21 protein-coding genes and 2 tRNA genes are annotated in these 19,425 nt (G+C 34.2%); 9 read left to right on the top strand and 14 right to left on the bottom strand.

The features are described from left to right. Positions 1–124 precede the first annotated feature (124 nt). From AC000W_RS06535 to AC000W_RS06520, 4 genes are all read right to left on the bottom strand, one after another. A complete protein-coding gene (locus AC000W_RS06535) occupies positions 125–1,645 on the bottom strand; it encodes a carboxypeptidase-like regulatory domain-containing protein (protein ID WP_474747000.1) in 1,521 nt (506 codons plus the stop codon). 322 nt (positions 1,646–1,967) lie between these two features. Continuing rightward, positions 1,968–4,193: a ferrous iron transport protein B gene (gene feoB, locus AC000W_RS06530; protein WP_474746998.1), complete on the bottom strand. Its 2,226-nt coding sequence runs from the start codon at positions 4,191–4,193 to the stop codon at positions 1,968–1,970. Next, the gene (locus AC000W_RS06525; protein WP_474746996.1) at positions 4,190–4,435 is read right to left on the bottom strand and encodes a FeoA family protein; all 246 of its coding nucleotides are present in this window, start codon (positions 4,433–4,435) and stop codon (positions 4,190–4,192) included. The genes feoB and AC000W_RS06525 overlap by 4 nt, the downstream gene beginning before the upstream one ends. A gap of 90 nt (positions 4,436–4,525) precedes the next feature. Then, on the bottom strand, positions 4,526–5,200 hold the full coding sequence (locus AC000W_RS06520) for an SCO family protein (RefSeq protein ID WP_474746994.1): 675 nt from the start codon (positions 5,198–5,200) through the stop codon (positions 4,526–4,528). A gap of 157 nt (positions 5,201–5,357) precedes the next feature. Here AC000W_RS06520 and rseP point away from each other — a divergent pair, with 157 nt between their 5' ends. The 6 genes from rseP (at position 5,358) to AC000W_RS06490 (ending at position 8,617) form a co-directional block, all read left to right on the top strand. Further along, the gene (rseP, locus tag AC000W_RS06515; protein WP_474746992.1) at positions 5,358–6,713 is read left to right on the top strand and encodes an RIP metalloprotease RseP; all 1,356 of its coding nucleotides are present in this window, start codon (positions 5,358–5,360) and stop codon (positions 6,711–6,713) included. A gap of 72 nt (positions 6,714–6,785) precedes the next feature. Beyond that, positions 6,786–6,859 (top strand) — tRNA-Asn (locus AC000W_RS06510). Between the two features lie 48 nt (positions 6,860–6,907). After that, positions 6,908–6,979 (top strand) — tRNA-Arg (locus tag AC000W_RS06505). Positions 6,980–7,052: 73 nt separating this feature from the next. Then, on the top strand, positions 7,053–7,487 hold the full coding sequence (locus AC000W_RS06500; RefSeq protein ID WP_474746991.1) for a molybdenum cofactor biosynthesis protein MoaE: 435 nt from the start codon (positions 7,053–7,055) through the stop codon (positions 7,485–7,487). A gap of 222 nt (positions 7,488–7,709) precedes the next feature. Next, the gene (locus tag AC000W_RS06495) at positions 7,710–8,018 is read left to right on the top strand and encodes a hypothetical protein (protein WP_474746990.1); all 309 of its coding nucleotides are present in this window, start codon (positions 7,710–7,712) and stop codon (positions 8,016–8,018) included. A gap of 101 nt (positions 8,019–8,119) precedes the next feature. Next, positions 8,120–8,617, top strand: a complete 498-nt coding sequence (locus tag AC000W_RS06490; RefSeq protein WP_474746988.1) for a hypothetical protein — start codon at positions 8,120–8,122, stop codon at positions 8,615–8,617. Between the two features lie 12 nt (positions 8,618–8,629). Here the strand turns inward: AC000W_RS06490 and AC000W_RS06485 are convergent, their stop codons facing one another. The 3 genes from AC000W_RS06485 to AC000W_RS06475 all read right to left on the bottom strand — a co-directional run bounded on the left by AC000W_RS06485 (position 8,630) and on the right by AC000W_RS06475 (position 12,155). Further along, the gene (locus tag AC000W_RS06485) at positions 8,630–9,325 is read right to left on the bottom strand and encodes a hypothetical protein (protein ID WP_474746987.1); all 696 of its coding nucleotides are present in this window, start codon (positions 9,323–9,325) and stop codon (positions 8,630–8,632) included. 112 nt (positions 9,326–9,437) lie between these two features. After that, positions 9,438–9,791: a hypothetical protein gene (locus tag AC000W_RS06480; protein ID WP_474746985.1), complete on the bottom strand. Its 354-nt coding sequence runs from the start codon at positions 9,789–9,791 to the stop codon at positions 9,438–9,440. Positions 9,792–9,872: 81 nt separating this feature from the next. Then, positions 9,873–12,155 (bottom strand): M28 family peptidase, encoded by a 2,283-nt coding sequence (locus tag AC000W_RS06475; RefSeq protein WP_474746984.1) that lies wholly within the window; start codon positions 12,153–12,155, stop codon positions 9,873–9,875. Between the two features lie 119 nt (positions 12,156–12,274). Here AC000W_RS06475 and AC000W_RS06470 point away from each other — a divergent pair, with 119 nt between their 5' ends. Further along, positions 12,275–12,745, top strand: a complete 471-nt coding sequence (locus AC000W_RS06470; protein WP_474746982.1) for a CBS domain-containing protein — start codon at positions 12,275–12,277, stop codon at positions 12,743–12,745. A gap of 1 nt (position 12,746) precedes the next feature. Here the strand turns inward: AC000W_RS06470 and AC000W_RS06465 are convergent, their stop codons facing one another. From AC000W_RS06465 to AC000W_RS06435, 7 genes are all read right to left on the bottom strand, one after another. Then, entirely contained in the window at positions 12,747–13,097 is a 351-nt protein-coding gene (locus AC000W_RS06465) for a hypothetical protein (RefSeq protein ID WP_474746981.1), read from the bottom strand. 1 nt (position 13,098) lies between these two features. Next, complete coding sequence (locus tag AC000W_RS06460) at positions 13,099–13,593, bottom strand: DUF6265 family protein (protein WP_474746979.1); 495 nt, start codon at positions 13,591–13,593, stop codon at positions 13,099–13,101. A 72-nt stretch (positions 13,594–13,665) separates the two neighbouring features. Further along, positions 13,666–14,028, bottom strand: a complete 363-nt coding sequence (locus tag AC000W_RS06455) for a nuclear transport factor 2 family protein (RefSeq protein WP_474746978.1) — start codon at positions 14,026–14,028, stop codon at positions 13,666–13,668. 34 nt (positions 14,029–14,062) lie between these two features. Further along, positions 14,063–14,635, bottom strand: a complete 573-nt coding sequence (locus AC000W_RS06450) for a pentapeptide repeat-containing protein (protein WP_474746976.1) — start codon at positions 14,633–14,635, stop codon at positions 14,063–14,065. Between the two features lie 90 nt (positions 14,636–14,725). Beyond that, entirely contained in the window at positions 14,726–16,015 is a 1,290-nt protein-coding gene (locus AC000W_RS06445) for a serine hydrolase domain-containing protein (RefSeq protein WP_474746974.1), read from the bottom strand. Between the two features lie 15 nt (positions 16,016–16,030). Further along, a complete protein-coding gene (locus AC000W_RS06440; RefSeq protein WP_474746973.1) occupies positions 16,031–16,282 on the bottom strand; it encodes a hypothetical protein in 252 nt (83 codons plus the stop codon). 8 nt (positions 16,283–16,290) lie between these two features. Then, positions 16,291–16,986, bottom strand: coding sequence for an SIMPL domain-containing protein (locus AC000W_RS06435; RefSeq protein ID WP_474746971.1), 696 nt, complete (start codon positions 16,984–16,986; stop codon positions 16,291–16,293). A 128-nt stretch (positions 16,987–17,114) separates the two neighbouring features. Here AC000W_RS06435 and AC000W_RS06430 point away from each other — a divergent pair, with 128 nt between their 5' ends. Together AC000W_RS06430 and AC000W_RS06425 are read left to right on the top strand one after the other, a co-directional pair. Beyond that, positions 17,115–18,587 (top strand): phytoene desaturase family protein, encoded by a 1,473-nt coding sequence (locus AC000W_RS06430; protein ID WP_474746969.1) that lies wholly within the window; start codon positions 17,115–17,117, stop codon positions 18,585–18,587. Between the two features lies 1 nt (position 18,588). Next, positions 18,589–19,425 (top strand): phytoene/squalene synthase family protein, encoded by an 837-nt coding sequence (locus AC000W_RS06425; protein ID WP_474746968.1) that lies wholly within the window; start codon positions 18,589–18,591, stop codon positions 19,423–19,425.

Below are 19,425 nucleotides of genomic sequence, written 5' to 3'. Positions count from 1 at the left end.
GTGTTCTATTCTATATAGTCTGGAAAATACAAAAGGTTACGCTTGCACTTAAAAAAAATGCAAGAATGTTGCTTTTAATAAGAATGGAAAGTGATTAAATAGTGGGAAATTTGTACAAAGAAATTTACTCCACGGCGGTAAATTCCCTGATGGCCGTATTGGGTTCTATAATGTTGTACCCTTTCCAGAATTCTGGGTCGTAGTTGGGCATATACGTAGGCAACATACTATTGTTTTCTTCATATGCCTCAAATTGTGTATTGGTAAGAGGTTCTGTTTCAAAGACAATGACTTCGTTTTTGTCAATATTGTTAAAGGCAAGGTCTACTTCAGCAGAAAGTTCGTTCTGCTTGTTTCTACCTTTTACACGTTTGTTTTTTTCAATGATTTTAAGAGGTCTCTTTATACCCATTCTGCTTCCTGTTTCAGATTCAAAATAACGTAAGCCGTATAAATCATCATCACCCTTAGAGAAAATAATTTTACCCCGAGATTGGTATACATTTAATGAAATACCCAATAGTCTAAAGGTTTTTACAGATTTTACATTTTCAAAATCGGCTCTGATTAAGGCAAAATCATCAGAATTTATATATAGTGTTCCTTTATAATCTGCGGAACGTTTTGGCTCAAAATTTACAACATAGACCGCATCATTCCCTAAATAGGTAAAATCTTGAAGGCTGAATTCGTACTTGTTTGATTTCTCTAAAAAATTAAGATAGGAATCGTCCCTTATGGGAAGGCTATTAAAAATATCCCCCAAGGCTTTTCTGCGATATTCAGGAAAATTCTTTTTCCTTTCTTCTTCCCACTTTTTTGTTTCTTTTAACTGCTTGTTTACTGCGGCAACATCTGTAGAATCTACTTCGCCCTCAAAAACCTCGTCTGCATCTAGTTTGGTGCCAAATAAACCAGATTTCACCTTAAAATATGAGTCAGTTTTTACATTTTCCTTGATTATTTTATTGAATTTTTCTTCTAGTTTTTCAAAATCCATCTCCATACTTTTATCATACAATTCTGAAGCTTTAATAAGATCCAGTTTCTGTTTTTCTGTATCAAAGTTGCCATACAAATCCCCAAGGACTTCGGTATAATAACTATTGCTTTTAGGAACTGTGCTTATTACGCTATCTAAGAATTTTTTATTGAGGGCTTCTATGGTAGATTTTTTTAGAACATAATCTGTCTTATTCATATTCTGAAAAGAAGATTTCCTATAAAACAGCCTCTTTTTGGTATAGTTCTCACTGTAGTTTTTTGCAAGATTTTCTTTGACCAAATCAATAAGTTCTTCCGCCGAGTACTCTTTATTACTAACAATAACCTCTCTAAGCTCAATATTTTTTGGGTGCAAGTAAATGGCTTTTTCTGTAAAGTAACTCAATGGTTTTTTTATGGTTTCATAGCCAATACAGGAAATAAAAAGGGAATCGGTTTCTACCAAACCAGTATCCAACTGAAAACTAAAACGCCCTTCCTCATTGGTGATTACGCCTCTGTTTTTTAATTGAACCGTAACATATGGAATAGGTTTTAAGGTTGTTGTGTCAACAATTATGGAGCTAATAGTTTGGGAATAAGCTTGGGTAGAAATGAAAACAGCTATTAAAAGCAAGATTCTAAAAGTAATTTTTGGCATATGCACGTATTTTGGTTGTGACAAATTAAAGTAACCCTCTGCAAGCATCACGCCAATTTAGGATTTCCTTAATACTGCTTTATTCTTTTTTTAACGCTTATTGAATTTAAGCTACACTTAATAGACAGGTTGAAAGGGCAAAGAGTTGCCTAGGCAAGAAAAATAATTTAATGGCAACTACAATCATCTTTTCCACAGCCAGAACTATTCTTTTTCTTTGAAGAGAAGATAGATTTGGGCAGCAAGAATTTATTGACTAAATACATGAAGGCGACCCCAACGATGATATAAACTAAAATGTTTTGTACAAGACCCATCATTTTTATTTTAAGATTTGATATGCCACCAAAGCAACAAGGTACGCAAAAGTACTCATGAATACCAGTTGTAGTACGGGCCATTTCCAACTATTGGTTTCTCTTTTTACTACTGCCAAAGTACTCATACATTGCATGGCAAATGCATAGAACAGTAGCAATGAGATGCCCGATGCTAAATTAAACAGCGGCTTTTTGCCCGTAGGGTCTACCTCTGCCGCCATTCTGCTTGTGATAGTTTCTTGTTCGTCGTTCCCAACACTGTATATAGTTGCGAGAGTCCCTACAAAGACCTCTCTTGCAGCAAAAGAGGTAATTAGTGCAATGCCTATTTTCCAATCATACCCCAGGGGGCGCACAATAGGTTCAATAGCTTTGCCTGCATAACCAATATAAGAATGCTCCAATTTATAGCTAGATATTTCTTGGTTTTCAGCTTTTTTTAGGAGGTCTAGTTTTCTAATGTTGAGCGAATCTTTTAGGGCATTAGAACCAATGGAGACCTCATTATTTTTTAATGCAACGGAATAGGCCTCTAAATTTTCCGCAATATTTTTTTGGTTGAAGTCAGATAGTCCTTCGGTTGCAATTCTACTTTTTACAATACGCTCTGCATTTTTAAAGTCAGATGATATTCCATTAGAACCTAAAAACCAAAGAATAATGCTGATTGCCAGGATAATTTTACCTGCTCCATAAACAAAGCTCTTTGTTTTCTCCAATACCGTATAGACTACATTTTTTATCAGAGGAAGTTTATACGTGGGCATTTCCATCACAAAAAAGGACCGACTCTTAATTTTTAAAATCTTGTTGAGGACCATAGCCGATAGAATTGCCGCTCCAAAACCAATTAAATACAAAAGCATTAAGGTTAATGCCTGATAGCTTAACCCTAAAAACCTGCCTTCTGGTATAACTAAGGAGATGATAATAAGATATACAGGTAAGCGAGCAGAACATGTAGTGAACGGAGTTACCAAAATGGTAATTAAGCGTTCTTTCCAATTTTCAATGGTACGGGTGGCCATAACTGCTGGGATAGCACAGGCGGTACCAGATATAAGAGGTACCACACTTTTACCGCTTAGTCCAAAAGGGCGCATTAATCTATCCATTAAAAAGACCACACGGCTCATATAACCTGTTTCTTCTAGCAATGCAATGAAAAGAAAAAGGAATGCTATCTGTGGAACAAAAACAAGAATACCACTAATCCCAGCTAAAATTCCCTCTGTAATCAAATTGGTTAGTACTCCAGACGGAAGAACATTTTTTACCCATTCAATTGCCGAAGCCATAAGTTCATCAATGAAATCTGTGGGAACACTACTCCAATCATAAATAGCTTGGAATATGGTGAGCAGTATAAAAAAGAAAATAAGATAACCAAATACCTTGTGGGTTAAAACTTTATCAAGTTTTGCTCTAAAGCCCTTTGCAGCAGACAAGTCAACCTTGTACGCTTCTTTTAAAATGGTATTGATGAACTGGTAGCGAACAACAGTTTCTTTATGCTGTAGTTTCTTAAGTTCTGGCTTGGATTTGGTGTCAAAAGAAGAAAATCCTTTTATGGGATTTTTCTCAATGGGCATAAAGTTAACATCCTGGGTAATGACCAACCATAATTTATACAGGTCTTCCTTAGGAAATGTGCTTTTTAGTTTTTCAAAATAATCTGGTGCTATTACGGATGTTTCAATATTGGGTTTTGTAGATAAATTTTTATAATCAGCAATTAGCTGTTTTATTTTTTCTACACCTGTTCCTTTTCTTGTGCTTACCAGAGCAATTTTGGTGTCCAACTTTTCCTCTAACAAAGGAATGTCCAAAGAAATTCCTTTTTTGGTCATTCTATCCGCCATGTTTATAACCAAAATAACAGGAATTTTTAAATCCTTTATTTGAGTGAAAAGTAATAGATTTCTCTTAAGATTTTCTACATCACTAATTACCACAGCAACATCTGGAAAATCTTTGCTGTTTTTATTTAAGAGTAGTTCTACTACCACACTTTCATCCAAAGAAGTGGTGTTAAGGCTATAAGTCCCAGGAAGGTCTAAAATATGGGCTTTTACACCTCTAGGCAATTTACAAATACCTTCTTTTTTTTCAACTGTAATTCCAGGATAGTTGCCTACTTTTTGTTTTAGGCCTGTGAGTTCATTAAATACAGAAGTTTTCCCAGTATTGGGATTCCCTATGAGTGCAACATTAATCTGCTTGCTCATACCGCCTGGTTATCTTCAATAAGTTCTAACTCAATCTGTATGGCAACAGATTTTCTAATGGCAATATGGGTGCCATTGACATTAATATAGATAGGGTCCTTAAAAGGAGCAACCTGTACCAGTTCCACTATATTTCCTGGTAAACAACCTAATTCTAAGAGCTTAATAGGCAATACATCATGAATAAAATCTTTAATGATTCCTTTTTGTCCCTTCTTAAGATGTGCTACCGTAATACCCAATTCTTATTTAGATTGATTATAAGTAAAGGCAAAAGTAAACGAAAAAAGTGAAATAGAAAGGTAAAAAGAAGTGAAATAATGACAAGAAGTTTATTTACTATAGGATGCTTTCAAAATTTTTAAATCTTCAAGCAGTTTCTCAATCTCCTCTTCTTTGGTACCATCATAAAAACCACGTATTCTACGTTGTTTATCTACCAAAATAAAATTTTCTGTATGGATCATATCAAAAGGACCACCATCGCCATCTGTTTTAACAGCTAAATATGATTTTCTAGCCAGCTCATAGATTTGTTTTTTGTCACCAGTTACCAAGTTCCATTTGGCATCATTCACACCTTTTTCCAGCGCATATTTCTTAAGTTGTGCAACGGAGTCTATTTGTGGGGTAACAGAGTGGGAGAGCAATAATACATCATCATCATTTAATATGTGCTTCTGTATGCCTTCCATGTTTTTGGTCATGATAGGACAAATAGTGGGGCAGGTGGTAAAAAAGAAATCGGCCACATAGATTTTATTCTTGTAATCTTGCTGCGTTATGGTTTTTCCATTTTGGTTGGTCAAGGAAAAGTTTCCAATTGTGTGGTATTTTTTAATGTGAGAAAGGCTGCTATCTACCAATTCTGAATTTACCATATAAGGTTGATAAATTGGCAATACTCTTTTGGGTTGTAGGGCATTGTAAAATAAGTAAACAATAATGGCAGAAAGTACCAAAAGCACCAGTCCAAAAAACTTGTATTTACTAAAAAAGGATAGCATTTGTTTTTTTACAAAGGTAAGTCAGGTATAAAGATTGTGAAAGTAATAGGCATGCTTTGCTCCTAAATGTTTCTTAAAATCGGTAGAGGTAAATTTCTTTCCTTTTATAAGACCTCCTAAAAGTGTACTTTTGGGCGTTTAATTATAGAAATTTTACATGAGCCCTATAGCAATAAAGGTTATTCAGTTTTTTTTAAGTTTATCCCTATTAATTGTCCTGCATGAATTGGGGCATTTTATTCCAGCAAAGATATTTAAGACCAGAGTAGAAAAGTTTTACCTCTTTTTTGATATTAAGTTCTCTCTTTTTAAGAAAAAAATTGGGGAAACTGTATATGGTATTGGTTGGTTGCCTTTGGGCGGTTATGTAAAAATTGCTGGGATGATAGATGAAAGCATGGATACTGAAGCCATGAAAGAAGAGCCCAAACCATGGGAATTTAGAAGTAAACCAGCATGGCAACGTTTAATTATAATGCTTGGTGGCGTAACAGTGAATTTTATTTTGGCTGTACTCATTTACATTGGGCTTGCATTTACGTATGGAGACCAATATATCCCAGCGGAAAGCTTAAAAGATGGTTTTTGGGTAGCTGAAACAAGCATAGGGGATAAACTTGGAATCCAAACAGGAGATAAGATTATAGCCATTGATGGAGAGAAGATTGAAAAATTTGGAAGTATCCCATTGGAAATTGTGAATGGAAACATCATTACTATTGATAGGGATGGCAGAACATTTGAAAAGGAAATCCCCGTTGATTTTATATCTACCTTGTTAGAAGATGAGGACAAGATGAGGTTCTTGGACTTAAGACGACCATTTATAATAAGAGAAGTCTCATCGGAATCTACAAACAAGAACTCGGGTTTGCAAAAAGAGGATGAAGTTGTTCAAATAGGAGACACTAAAATCTCTTATTTTGATGAAGCTAAACCTGTTTTAGAAAAATATAAAGGGGAAGAAATATCTCTAATAGTCAATAGAAAGAATGAGGGGTTAAAAGAAATCTTAGTTTCTGTATCTGATTCTGCTACAATTGGAGTGTTCCTTGGTGGGTTAACAGCAAATGACATGGAGGCTAGAGGGCTACTTAAAGTGGAAACCATAAAGTATTCTTTTGCAGAATCTATTCCAGCAGGTATAGATAAAGGAGTAAGTACACTTTCTAGCTATGTTAAGCAATTAAAGAAAATATTTAACCCATCTACAGGAGCCTATAAGGGTGTTGGTGGTTTTGCTGCTATTGGAGGGCTTTTCCCAGATAGTTGGGATTGGGCTGAATTTTGGAATACAACGGCTTTTATTTCCATTATCTTGGCATTCATGAACATATTGCCTATACCAGCATTGGATGGTGGTCATGTTGTATTTTTGTTATATGAAATGGTAACAGGGAGAAAACCTAGCGACAAATTTATGGAGTATGCACAGATGACAGGCTTTTTTATATTAATAGCCCTTTTGTTATTTGCAAATGGCAATGATTTATATAAATGGCTTTTTAAATAATAAAACCCTCTTTTTTTCTTTGAGATATTTGAAAAATACATTTATATTTGCACCCGCTTAATGAGAATAAATTCCTCCTTAGCTCAGTTGGTTAGAGCATCTGACTGTTAATCAGAGGGTCCTTGGTTCGAGCCCAAGAGGGGGAGCAAAAAAAAGTCAGCCATAGTAGCTGACTTTTTTGGTTTCTATTATTTAGCCTCATAGTTCAACGGATAGAATAGAAGTTTCCTAAACTTTAGATCCAGGTTCGATTCCTGGTGAGGCTACTATATTAGCTACTACCACTTTTGTTTTCTAAAATCTGTTTACCTTAGTAAAAAGTCTTTTTAAATAAACAAAATGAGCATAAAAAATGTCTTTGTAGAAGGTGCAATTACGCCAGAACATATTGCAACGTCCATAGCCCACCACCAATCCAAAACCCAAATTGGTGCACATGATATTTTTTTGGGTCAGGTCCGTGCAGACCTTATTGATGGAAAGACTGTGGCTGCCATTGAGTATTCAGCATATGAAGAAATGGCAAATAAGAAGTTCCACGAGATTCGAGAGGCAGCTTTTAAGAAGTTTGATTTGAGCTGCATGCATATTTATCATAGCAGAGGAGTTGTAAAAACGGGGGAAATATGTTTATTTGTGTTTGTTTCTTCACCACATAGAAAAGAAGTTTTTACAGCACTACAATATATAGTTGAAGAAATAAAATCCGAAGTTCCCATTTTTGGAAAAGAGCTGTTCCAAGATGATTCCTATCAATGGAAGGTAAATAGGTAGTAAACATTACTTTTCGCCTCAATTACTTTCACATTTATCAATGTTTTGTTGATGATTTATTAATAAACAATAGTTTTTGGTAGTTTATCTTTATTCTAAATATAAGGATGATGAATATTTTTTAATTCTTTAACATGGGAAATTAAACCTATTGTTTTTTATCATAAATTTATTTTGATTTTTTTTGAAAACCAGTTTGTATTATCTTATAAGTTACAGAATATGAACAATTTAAGAAGAGTTATAGTAGATTATAAAAAGCTTACTCCAGAAGTGTTAAAGTTGTTGATAGATAAATATCCAGATGGATATGATGATGATGACATCATCACTTTTAAAAACGCTGGTGGGGAACTTATAGAAGCTGTTGAAGTTACTACGGAGGACACTAAATACTTAGTGAAAATAAGTGCAAAACTGGAAAAAACGATGGAAAATTATGATGAGGATGATTATGAAGATTTTGAGAATGATGACCCAAGTGCTATTTCAGAGATAAAAGTTGAAGAACATGCGGATGATGAGGATTAGTTTTATTCAATTACCTTCAACAAGTATTTTCTATATATAAATTGTAGTTAAAAGAATTCTTGAGTTAAGATGTCTTTTCCTAAAATTTGTACATTCGCTCTATGAAGAAGCTTTTGTATATAGGAGCAGCTATTTTTATTTTAGTTTCTTGTAAAGGAGATGCAAAAGAAAGAGCATCCAATGAAAATGATACTCAAGAATTTAGCTTGGGTAAGTTGGCAAAACCAACTACTACAAATTCTAAGTCTAAGGAAATATTAAGTAAATGGCCAGAGTATAATGCATTGGAAACAAGTTTTAATGCGCTTTATAAAGTAGATAGTAAGGAGAGTTTAACACGTACAATAGAGGACTTAATAGAAAAGCAAAACTTGCTTGCCGCATCTACTTATCCAGAAGTATATAGTGGCGCACAAATTAAGAGCAGACAAAATGTATTTAAATCGTTTGCCTTAAAAGTAAAGGGTGATTTAGAATACGGAATTGCCCCTCAAGAATCAGTCAAAGAAATGGTGACCGCCTATAATGCATTGAGAAATCAATTCAATGTAATAGTAAATAATCCGTTGGATTTAAAATCTATATTGGACCAAGAATAAGGGAACAGTTTTTTAGTCTGTTTTTTCAGGTGTTTCTTTTCTTGCTTCCAAAGCCTGCTTGCTTAAACTTGCCAAATTAAAATTTGGTTCAATTTTAAGAGCCTCATCAATGGACGCTATGGCTTTGTCAATATCATTTTTGTCTATATTATACTGTACTAGTCCTTTTAAGTACACAAAAGCAGCTTTTAAAGGCACCTCATAGGGCTGCTGTCTTTCGTAATAGGCATATTTCATATCATCTTTAGAATTAGCAATGCCATATTCTATCAATGTCGCCGCGCCCGGATTATCTCCAGTAAGGATTTTTAAATCCGCCAATTCATATGCTAAATAAGGAGAAGGAGTTCTTTTATATAAAATTTCAAACTGTTCCAACGCTCGTTTTGGTTGGTTCATTGCTTTCAAGGAAATCGCCTTTACTTGAACAGCCAAATCGGAATCAGCTTCATTTTTTTCAATACCAATTGTATTTAAGGCTTGTAGATGCTGATTGTTATTTGCATAGATATAGGCCAAAGTGTCTCTGCGTTCAACGGAAGGAGACAATACATTTAAATGGGTCATGGCATTTATAACCCCGTTTACATCTCCTTGTAATCTCATTTCATTATAAAAAGCCTCATAGTGCTTTTCTAGTTCACTTTTTGTCTGTGCAGTTATAGTTGCAGTAAAAGCCAAAGAAACAATAAATAATATCCTTTTCATTTTTAATCATTTTAGTGCGCCAAAACTATTAAATTATTTTTAGTAATCTGTTAAGGAAACCTTTAAATATGGTAATTACAATAGAAAATATAATAAAGTAGCTTAAGGAAAGTTATACGCTACTTTTTTGTTTTTTGGGCAAATATTCTTGCCAACCAAAAATTGCTGATAGACCTTTGCTATGAGCATGGTAGGAATGATAGATTAGTTCTTTATTTAAGTTCAAAATAACGGGCCATTTTACATCCTCAAATCCCTGGCCCAATAATTTGTTTATGGCCATTTCCACAAATTCGGCATAAACAGCTCCAACAATTTTAATGGATGCTCCTTCTGAGCTTTGGGAAAGGCCAATATAATAATCAGCTGGTTTTCCAGAGAAAGAGCACTTTGCAATGGGCTCTAATCTTTTTAAGGTAGTATTAAGACTCTCTCTTTTTTCTTGATGACTATACACTATATCCACGGTAAGAAAGATATTACATAAATAGATTTATTTATTAAAATTTTGACTTAAGTTTTTAAAGGTTATCAACATCTTTATTAATTATTCAAATCTCACTGTTTTGGTTACTAAAACAGCATCGTTCAATACAAATGGCATGGGAATGTTATCCTTTGGTCTTTCTGGAACGGTAAACATAGAATTGTTTAATAAGTCATAGGATGCCTCATATAGTGTTAATTCCAAAATAGAATCTTTGGGAATAGTTAGGGATAGCTCGGTAGGGATATTATCACTTATATAGTGAGTCACTAATTTATTTCTACTTCTGTTGGTCATGAACTTATCGGGTAAAGGAACATTGTTTACATAGGCTTTTGATATGGAATCCTTTGTAAAGACTTCTAGCCTGTTTACATTCCTATTTGGGGTAATGCATATCTCCAATAACCGTTCATTGCCAATAATAGTATCCCACGTTTTTTCTATGGTAGGAGCCAATATGTTTTTCATGGGAGCTTTGGAAACATAGGTGAAACCAGTGCCATATTTACTGCTAATTGTATTGTCGGATAAATTTTGAGGGTTCTCCTTACTTTCTCCCAAATATTGTGCTGTCCATGCTGATATTTGAGTTTCATATGTTGCCCATTTGGCCGAATTGGCGTCGGCATCCAGAACATATAAAAGACTTGTAGGTTTTGCATTTTCTTCTGAAAAACCTGAACTAAAATGTGCTGAGATTATACAGCCAATAAACAATAGAAAACCAAAAAGTGCTAAGCGATGTTTCTTTTTGTAAAATCCAAAAATTGGCAATAACAAGAAAAAGGTCAAAGTAGTTAACAGAGTAGCTGCCACCAGCATTTTAAGACCCAATCCAACAGGAAACATTTTTATAAAGGGTGAATAAATCCAAAGTGCTGGTAAAGCCAAAAAGAGCAATAAATATGGATTAGGTCTTTTTTGATTAATAATAACAAGGAAGGATGCTAATAGGGCAATTGTTGGGATAATAAAAAAGCTGGCTCCTTTTAAATACATAGCTACTATACCACAAATCAGTAACCAAATAAAAATGGGAGCCACAACTATGTTTGAGGGGCTAATTTTTTTGAATTTTTGATATATCCAGAAGCAGATGGTTACCGATAGTAATACAAAAGCGGCAATATAAACATAGCCATTATATGTAAACCCGTGCAATATATCTTTGTATTGGGGGTAGAACCATTTAAGAAAGGCCCAACTGTAAAATCCGACCAGGCCATTTATGATTAGTGACAATAACAATGGTAAAAACCCTTGAAGAATTTCCTTAATGTCTAATACGCCTTTTTTAAAACCAAGAATTAAAAGAACAATAAAAAGAATTACTGCCAATACAAACATGGGCCAAATCCAACTAAAAGGATAGGAAACTAAATCAAAAAAGGGAACGTTAAAATAAATGTAATCTGTCTTGCTTTTGAGGTTTGTTAAATCCGAATTACTAAAATAATGTAGTAATGGCATTAGATAACTCCCTTGGTGTGCCAATGTTTTTTTATCCAACCTTTCATAACTATCACGTGCTGTATGATAATCATAATGGTCATCTATGAAAGCAAAATTTAGACCCTCAATATCACCATCTTCTCTAAAAACGGTAAGATCGGTATCATTTGGGAGCATTTTGTATATACTATACACCAGTGAGTTGGCAACAGGATATTTAGGATTTGCTGCTGTAAATTCTTCAATTAACTTACTATTGCCTCCATTGGTCTCAATAAGCATATAACTTGGTCCACCGCTACCACGAGCCTCAAAATTTAAAACAAGCCCCACTTCTTTAGCCCAAGGGTGGTTGTTCACGAATAAATCTGCTCCATTAAGCCCCAATTCTTCGGCATCTGAAATAAGAATAATAATGTCATTTTTAGGAGAAGGATTTGTAGCTAAAAAAGCTCTAACCCCTTCTAAGATAGTTGCAACACCACTACCAGCATCACTTGCGCCCAAAGAAGAATGTGGACTACTATCATAATGACTTAACAACAGCAAAGCTTTTTCATCACTAGTGCCTTTTATTCTAGCCAAAATGTTAATGGCCTTACTTAAATTAGCCCAATCCCCACCAGTGTACCCTTCTTGTAGGGATGTTTCCAAGCCCATTTTTTTAAGTTCAGAAATAATATATTCCCTAACCTCTTTATGGGCAGAAAAACCTACGCCATGAGGTTTTTTAGAAATGGATTCCACATGCTTTAAAGCTTTATCAGTAGAAAAAGAAACCGTGGCAACTTCTGTATCCGAGTTATAGGTAGGCATGGAGGCCTTAAAACCCCAAAAAATAGCGAGTAAAATTAAAAGAATGGTTAAGCCAGCAGGAAAACGTTTCATAAAATTTGGTTATACTATAAAAGTATGAAATTTTAGAAAGTTGACGCATTTAAGCTAAAAAATTTACGTAATTCGCTTAAAATCACTAGATTTATTAATCAACCTTTAAATATAACGCCATGGGAATTAAAAGTTTTAGAGGCGCAAGAGCCAAGGAAATCACTAAAAAAGAGTATGATGCTCAAATTTTGGTAAGTGATTATATGACAAAAAAATTAATAACATTTAGACCAGAACAATCTATTTTGGCGGTAATGGAGTCCTTTGCTAAAAACCATATTTCTGGGGGTCCAGTGATGGATGATAATGGATTTTTGGTTGGAATCATATCTGAGGCGGATTGTATGAAGCAAATTTCCGAAAGCAGATATTTTAATTTGCCCATTTTGGATAAAAATGTAGAAACATATATGACCAAAAATGTTGAGACTATACCGCACGACATGAGTATTTTTGATGCAGCTGGGGTATTTGCTAGACACAAAAGAAGAAGACTGCCAGTTATTAAAAATGATATTTTAGTGGGTCAAATCAGTCGTAAGGATATTGTAATTGCAGCACTTAAATTAAGCGGTCAAAATTATAAATAGTTTACTCTCTTTTTACAATCATATAATAATCATTATCTAAGGGCAAGTAGCCTAAATCATACACAAAGTAGTATACTGTGCCTTTTTGTGTAGTGTAGATACTGGTAAAATAATCAAAACTAAAGCCTTTGTCCAAAAGTTTGTTTTTGGTGGTTTTAGTTTTGTTCTCCTTTAAGGGAAAACTCTCCAATATTCTATAATTTTTACGCAAACGGTTATTAATGTTACGTATTAGATTGGTGCTGTCTTTATTTAGTTTATTATTATAGGCATTGCGACAATAGTCCGAGCAGAATTTTTTATCTACCCGGCCAACTATTTTTTCGCCACATTCCAAGCATGCCTTTTCCATCCTATTGTACTTTTTTATAATTGAATTTTACTTCTTCTTCTGTACCATCACTTTGTCCAATGACAACATAGATGTTCATTTCATTATTACTAATTTTTTCAAAGGTGAAATCGTCAAAATAAATACGATTTTCTTCAATTTTAATAAGCTTGGCATCTACAGTTTCATTTTTTTCTTCCCACCCTTTAAGGTCTTCGTGAAAGTGTTTTAGCTGAAAAATCAAGGTTTCATCAACCTCTGCTATATGACCTACTTCATAAAAAGCAACTTTATCATTATTAACCAATTTAAAAACAAACATCATGGAACCGCCCAAAGGTGGACTCCACACCTCTTCCGTAATACCACCAAAGGCCTCACCTTTCCAGCTGCCAGCAATCCATGAGGCATCCTTAATAGAGGCTTTTGGAGAAGTAGTTTCTTTAGAAAATGAAAGCGTGTTTTGAGCTGTACAAGAGAATGTTATAAAAAGGAAGAACAGAAATATTGGTTTCATTCTAAAGTTAAGTTTGATACGGGAACAAGTTAATAAATAATTTTTTGGAGAAAGAGGAGTAAATCTTCCTTTCTAAAATAATCCGTTTTCATTTGGGGAGCCCTTTTCAATCAATTGCCCTAAATCCCATAGCTCAATGATTTCTTTACTTCTGAACTTAAAGATATGGACAACTGCTATTTCCATATTTTCTTTTACTACATGAGAATGGGTAATAACAGTATTCCCATCTATATAACAGTGTTCAATGTCTATGGATTTATTGGGACTTGTTTGGTGGTCCTCTTCCATGGCCTTTGCCAAAGATTCTCTGTCTCCTTTGAAATATTGATTATGGTGAATAAAATCTGGGGCAACAAACTGGGTAAATGCTTCTTGTACGTTTCCGCCTCCTGCTAATTTTAGAAATGATGTTGCTATTTCTTTTTTTGTCATAATTCGGATTTTTATTCTAAATTAAAATTTAGTTTTAACCAATTATAATATCATATTTCATCAAAAGTCCTGCAATGTTCTCCTTAGAGAATTTAGCTTTTTTAATTTGATTGTTTTCTGGGTCTATAGCGAAATCATGAGATGTTCTAAAATCAGCTTTTGTCAAAATGGTATTTTCAAAAATTGCTCGGTTGAGGTTACAAGAGTCAAAAATTGCTTCGGTAAAATCTGCTTCCACAAAGTCTACTTCTTCTAAAACACAGTTTTTAAAACGATTTTTTTTCAGCTTTAATTTATAAAAAGAGGCCAAGTTCAATGCACAGTCCTCAAAAGTAAAGGACAGCAAAAAATCATTGCATTGGTCAAAACGCAACCCCAATAACTTACAATCTTTGAAAAGAACTTCCTTAAATGATGTTGCTGTTATATTAGCATTGCTAAGGTTACAATCTATAAACTCGCACTCCAAAAAATTAGAATTGGTTAGATTGGCATTAGAAAAATTACAATTGATAAAGGTGCAATGCTCATATTCGCCTTTGGGAAGTCTGTTTTGGGTGTAGTTTTTTCCTTTAAAATCTATTTCTTCTATAAAGGGTAAATTCATTCTTGTTTTTAAAATTTAGATAATTTGTTTAAGAGATTGCCACAGTTGTACCTCCCCTTTACAAGGACTTTCTTACCAAAGATAAATGCCTTAATCATCAATGGCACTCCAGACTAATTGACTAAATTTCCATCTGGTCTTATCTGTTGTTGGACCCTGGGTTTGTTTAAAAATAACACCAATAACGTTCTCTTTTGGGTCTGCAAAATATTGAGTATTAAAGTAACCTCCCCAACTAAAAGTCCCTACACTTCCTTGTCCCCCTGTATTTTGTCCTGTTTGGTTAACCACTCTAAAGGCCAGCCCATAATGAGTACCCTTATCATCCCAAACATTATCAAATTGTAGGCCCATTATAACTTCAATCGTCTTTCGGCTTAAAATTCTAATACCATTAAGTTCACCACCATTTAAATACATTTGTAAAAAAGTGGCATAATCTTTTACGGTACTACTTAGACCTGCTCCACCTGAGAAAAAGCGTTTTGCACCTTTTATAGGGTAATCTGTATCATAAAAAGTAACGGGGTATTTTTCCCATTCCCCTTCAACTTTATGCTGTACAGAGACCAAACGACTGTGCTTCTCCACTGGCAAATAAAACCAAGTATCGTTCATTCCCAATGGGTTAAAAATTCTAGTACGTAAAAATTCATCAAAGGGGGTTCCTGATACTATTTCAATGAAATAACCCAGTACATCCAAGCCTTCGCTGTAAGTGAATTTTTCACCAGGATTGTGGTGCAAGGGAAGTTTTGCCAATTTTTTTACACTTTCTTCAATACTAATATTTTCTGTGGTAAATAGATCGGTAACTCCAGCTTTGTCATATATTTTTTTAATACGCTGATCGCCATCAATTACCCCATAACCAATACCAGAGGTATGTGTTAAAAGATGACGAATGGTAATTTCTTTATTTGCTGCAACTGCAGTATATGTACCATCTGCTTCGTTAAAAGAATCCAATACTTGTGGGTCTTTAAATTCTGGAATGTACATTGAAATAGGGTCATCCAATTTAAATTTACCTTCTTCCCATAGCATCATAACAGCTGTTGCTGTAATGGCTTTTGTTTGGGAAGCTATTCTAAAAATATCATCACGTCTAAGCACTCTACCAGATTCATTATCGGCCATGCCAAATGCTTTGTGATATACAATTTTTCCGTTCCTGGCAATTAATGCAATAGTACCTGGAACATCTCCGTCATCAACAGATTTTATCAACATTTCGTCAATTTTGTCCAAACGTTCTTGGGACATTCCAACACTGGAGGGCAATGCCTCAGAAAGTGTGGGAGATGTTACAATTGATTGGGTTTGAGCGAAGGAAACTAGGCTAAAAAGGCCAATAAATAGAAAGGATAAATTTTTCATTTTATATGAAGTTTACTATGAATTTTCTCTTTTTTTAAGTTCACTGGTAATTTTATTTTTTAGGGTGCTTACAGCAAGTGATATTATTATGAAAACAATAGGAGCTACGGTCATTATGGAGGTATTCTCATAACCCCCATTGGCCATTTTGTAAGACATAAACCCAATGTAAAATAAAATAAGACCCAATAAAATGAGCAAGGTGGTTTTAAGATTTTTTTCCGTTGCTTTTAGTTTTTCTGTGGTTTGTTCGGCTAGTTTCTTCATGGCGATGATTATTCCAGTTTAAATTTAATATTTACAGTTGTTTCTACCTTTATTTTTTCGAAATCAAGGTCAAGAGGTGCTGCCTCAGCCATTCCATCCATAGCCATTGTTTTCATTTGAACCCTTTCATTATATCTAGGATAATATGGAGTAGAAGTATCCGAAATATGAATGGCAATTCCCACCTTTTGGTTTAGGGGCTGGGTAAGGGCTTCCGCTTTTTTTAAGGCCTTTGCTGCCGCCTTGGATTTTAAAGACAGTTCTAAAGCTTCCATTTTTGAATATTCGGTTTTTTGCAAATAGGTATTAGAAATATCCAACTTCTCTAAGGCTACCAATACTTCTGCTGCCTTTTTACCATCATACACCAATAGTGTATATCGTTTGCTTTTTAATACTTCTTTTGACCTTAAAAAGTATTTCTTAAAGTTACTGCTAAGGTCATCTATGACCAGTTGCTTTTTAATATCTATTCCCAAAGCAGTAAGGCTACGAGCCATTTTATTTTCTTGCTCTTCAACAGATTTTCGCCCTTTGGAATCTTGTTCTGTAATGGTTATGTTAAGGAAGATTTTATCTGGCGTAACCAAGGTATCAACTTTAGCCATGGTTTCCAGATAGGGCTGGTCTATAAAATTCTTGTTCTGCGCATAGCTAAAAGCTGTACAAATAAAGATAAACAGGGGTAAAACAATCTTTTTCATGGTGTGTGTTTTAATAAACTTAATTTCTTTTCTAAGATACTGATAAGATTTAAAACATTAATTATTAAAGATGGTGACTGGGACTAATTATTATTTTGTTTAATATTTTTATATATTTGTTAAACAAAATGAAATATAAAGTACTTGTTCTTGGTTCTGGATTTTCCTCTTTGGCGGCTTCTTGCTATCTCGCAAAAAGGGGTTATACCGTTACGGTAGTGGAAAAAAACCATTCAATTGGTGGTAGGGCCAGAGTTCTAAAAAAGCATGGATTTAAGTTTGACATGGGCCCGACATGGTATTGGATGCCTGATGTTTTTGAGCGGTTTTTTAAAGATTTTGATAAGAAACCATCCGATTTCTATAAACTAGAAAAATTGAGTCCAGCTTATGAAGTTTTTTTTAACAAACAGGAATCCATTATAATACCGGATAACCTATCAGAAATATGTGCGGTTTTTGAAAATGAAGAAAAAGGAAGCTCAAAATATTTAATGGAGTTTATAAGTGCTGCAAAATCTAATTATGAAGTTGCCATAAAAGATTTGGTTTACAAGCCTGGCGAATCTATTACTGAATTAATTACGCCCGTAACCATTAAAAGATTGCATCAATTTTTTACAAGTGTTAGTAAGCAGGTAAGAAAAAAAATTAAAAGTCAAAAACTCATTCAGATACTTGAATTTCCAGTCCTTTTTTTGGGAGCAAAACCAAGCGATACCCCTTCTTTCTATAATTTCATGAACTATGCAGATTTTGGACTTGGTACTTGGCATCCAAAGGGCGGTATGTTTCAGGTGGTCAAAGCAATGGAAGATTTGGCCCTAAGTTTGGGAGTTTCCATTAAAACCAATAGTGCCGTAAATAAAATTGTAGTTGAAAAAGGCGTAGCTAAAGGCGTTATGGTCAACAATGAGTTGGTGGAAGCGGACATTGTTCTGAGTGGAGCAGATTACCATCACACAGAAAGCTTATTAGATATTACCTACAGGCAATACTCTAAAAAGTATTGGAGTAAAAAAACCTTTGCACCCTCATCGCTTCTTTTTTATGTTGGATTTAATAAAAAACTTAATAATGTATCACATCATACCCTGTTTTTTGATACTGTCTTTGATGAGCACGCCAAAGCAATATATGACAATCCTTCATGGCCAAAAAAACCCTTGTTTTATGGTAGTTTTCCCAGTATTACAGATGGGTCTTTTGCACCCATGGGTAAAGAAGCTGCGGTTTTTTTAATTCCCATTGCGCCAGGCTTAAAAGATGTGCCAGAGATTAGGGAATACTATTTTGACCAAGTTATAGATAGATTCGAAAAACTTACGAATCAAGAAGTAAAAAAGCATGTCCTTTTTAAGGAATCGTATTGCGTACAGGATTTTGTAAAGGATTACAATTCATATAAAGGAAATGCATACGGATTGGCAAATACATTAAGACAAACGGCTTTTTTAAGACCAAAAATAAAAAGTAAAAAGGTTGGGAATTTATTTTTTACTGGACAGCTAACCGTTCCTGGTCCCGGTGTACCACCAGCTTTAATATCTGGTAAAATAGCCGCAAGTCTAATTGAAAAACAATTTTTAATTTCTAAATGATATGAAAAAGATATTTGACGATGTTTCTGTAAATTGTAGCAAGCTGGTTACAAAGACATACAGCACCTCTTTTTCATTGGCTGTTAAAATGCTTTCTCCGTCTATTAGAAATGCAATTTATAGCGTCTATGGTTTTGTGCGATTTGCTGATGAAATTGTAGATTCTTTTCATGATTTTGACAAAGAAAAATTAATTAAGGAGTTTGAAACTGATTATTATAAGGCCTTTGAAGCTGGTATTAGTTTAAACCCTATTCTTCATACATTTCAATTAACTGTTAAGCAGTATGGCATTAATGATGAATTGATTCAGGATTTTTTGAAAAGCATGAAACAGGACTTGTACAAGTCTGATTATAATAAGGAGGAATATGAGAAATACATTTATGGCTCTGCAGATGTAGTGGGTTTAATGTGTTTAAAGGTTTTTGTTAAAGGAAATCAAAACAAGTATAATGAACTAAAGGAATCGGCCATGTGCTTGGGCTCTGCTTTTCAGAAAGTGAATTTTTTAAGGGATTTAAAGGATGATTATGAAGTGCTAAACAGAACCTATTTTCCCAATGTAAATATGGCGGATTTAGATTCAGAATCTAAGTTAAAAATCATTGAAGAAATAGAGAAGGATTTTAGACAGGCATATAAAGGAATTAAAAAACTCCCTAAAGAGGCAAAATTTGGAGTATACACGGCCTATCTATATTACAATCGTCTTCTAAAGAAGTTAAAAAGGACACCATCTCAAAAAATTATGAATACAAGAATTAGGGTGTCCAACCCATATAAACTGGGACTACTTGCTAAATCTTTTGTAACTTATAAATTGAATTTATTATAG

It is taken from the genome of Saonia sp. (assembly GCF_056326165.1).
This window is presented reverse-complemented; position numbering and strand designations above follow the sequence as displayed.

Coding starts and splice junctions, on each gene's coding strand:
- AC000W_RS06425 (WP_474746968.1), top strand. CDS start 18,589: ATGAAAAAGATATTTGACGATGTTTCTGTAAATTGTAGCAAGCTGGTT.
- AC000W_RS06485 (WP_474746987.1), bottom strand. CDS start 9,325: ATGAAAAGGATATTATTTATTGTTTCTTTGGCTTTTACTGCAACTATA.
- AC000W_RS06470 (WP_474746982.1), top strand. CDS start 12,275: ATGGGAATTAAAAGTTTTAGAGGCGCAAGAGCCAAGGAAATCACTAAA.
- AC000W_RS06500 (WP_474746991.1), top strand. CDS start 7,053: ATGAGCATAAAAAATGTCTTTGTAGAAGGTGCAATTACGCCAGAACAT.
- rseP (WP_474746992.1), top strand. CDS start 5,358: ATGAGCCCTATAGCAATAAAGGTTATTCAGTTTTTTTTAAGTTTATCC.
- AC000W_RS06460 (WP_474746979.1), bottom strand. CDS start 13,593: ATGAAACCAATATTTCTGTTCTTCCTTTTTATAACATTCTCTTGTACA.
- AC000W_RS06435 (WP_474746971.1), bottom strand. CDS start 16,986: ATGAAAAAGATTGTTTTACCCCTGTTTATCTTTATTTGTACAGCTTTT.
- AC000W_RS06465 (WP_474746981.1), bottom strand. CDS start 13,097: ATGGAAAAGGCATGCTTGGAATGTGGCGAAAAAATAGTTGGCCGGGTA.
- AC000W_RS06520 (WP_474746994.1), bottom strand. CDS start 5,200: ATGCTATCCTTTTTTAGTAAATACAAGTTTTTTGGACTGGTGCTTTTG.
- AC000W_RS06440 (WP_474746973.1), bottom strand. CDS start 16,282: ATGAAGAAACTAGCCGAACAAACCACAGAAAAACTAAAAGCAACGGAA.
- AC000W_RS06495 (WP_474746990.1), top strand. CDS start 7,710: ATGAACAATTTAAGAAGAGTTATAGTAGATTATAAAAAGCTTACTCCA.
- AC000W_RS06430 (WP_474746969.1), top strand. CDS start 17,115: ATGAAATATAAAGTACTTGTTCTTGGTTCTGGATTTTCCTCTTTGGCG.
- feoB (WP_474746998.1), bottom strand. CDS start 4,193: ATGAGCAAGCAGATTAATGTTGCACTCATAGGGAATCCCAATACTGGG.
- AC000W_RS06475 (WP_474746984.1), bottom strand. CDS start 12,155: ATGAAACGTTTTCCTGCTGGCTTAACCATTCTTTTAATTTTACTCGCT.
- AC000W_RS06455 (WP_474746978.1), bottom strand. CDS start 14,028: ATGACAAAAAAAGAAATAGCAACATCATTTCTAAAATTAGCAGGAGGC.
- AC000W_RS06535 (WP_474747000.1), bottom strand. CDS start 1,645: ATGCCAAAAATTACTTTTAGAATCTTGCTTTTAATAGCTGTTTTCATT.
- AC000W_RS06450 (WP_474746976.1), bottom strand. CDS start 14,635: ATGAATTTACCCTTTATAGAAGAAATAGATTTTAAAGGAAAAAACTAC.
- AC000W_RS06490 (WP_474746988.1), top strand. CDS start 8,120: ATGAAGAAGCTTTTGTATATAGGAGCAGCTATTTTTATTTTAGTTTCT.
- AC000W_RS06445 (WP_474746974.1), bottom strand. CDS start 16,015: ATGAAAAATTTATCCTTTCTATTTATTGGCCTTTTTAGCCTAGTTTCC.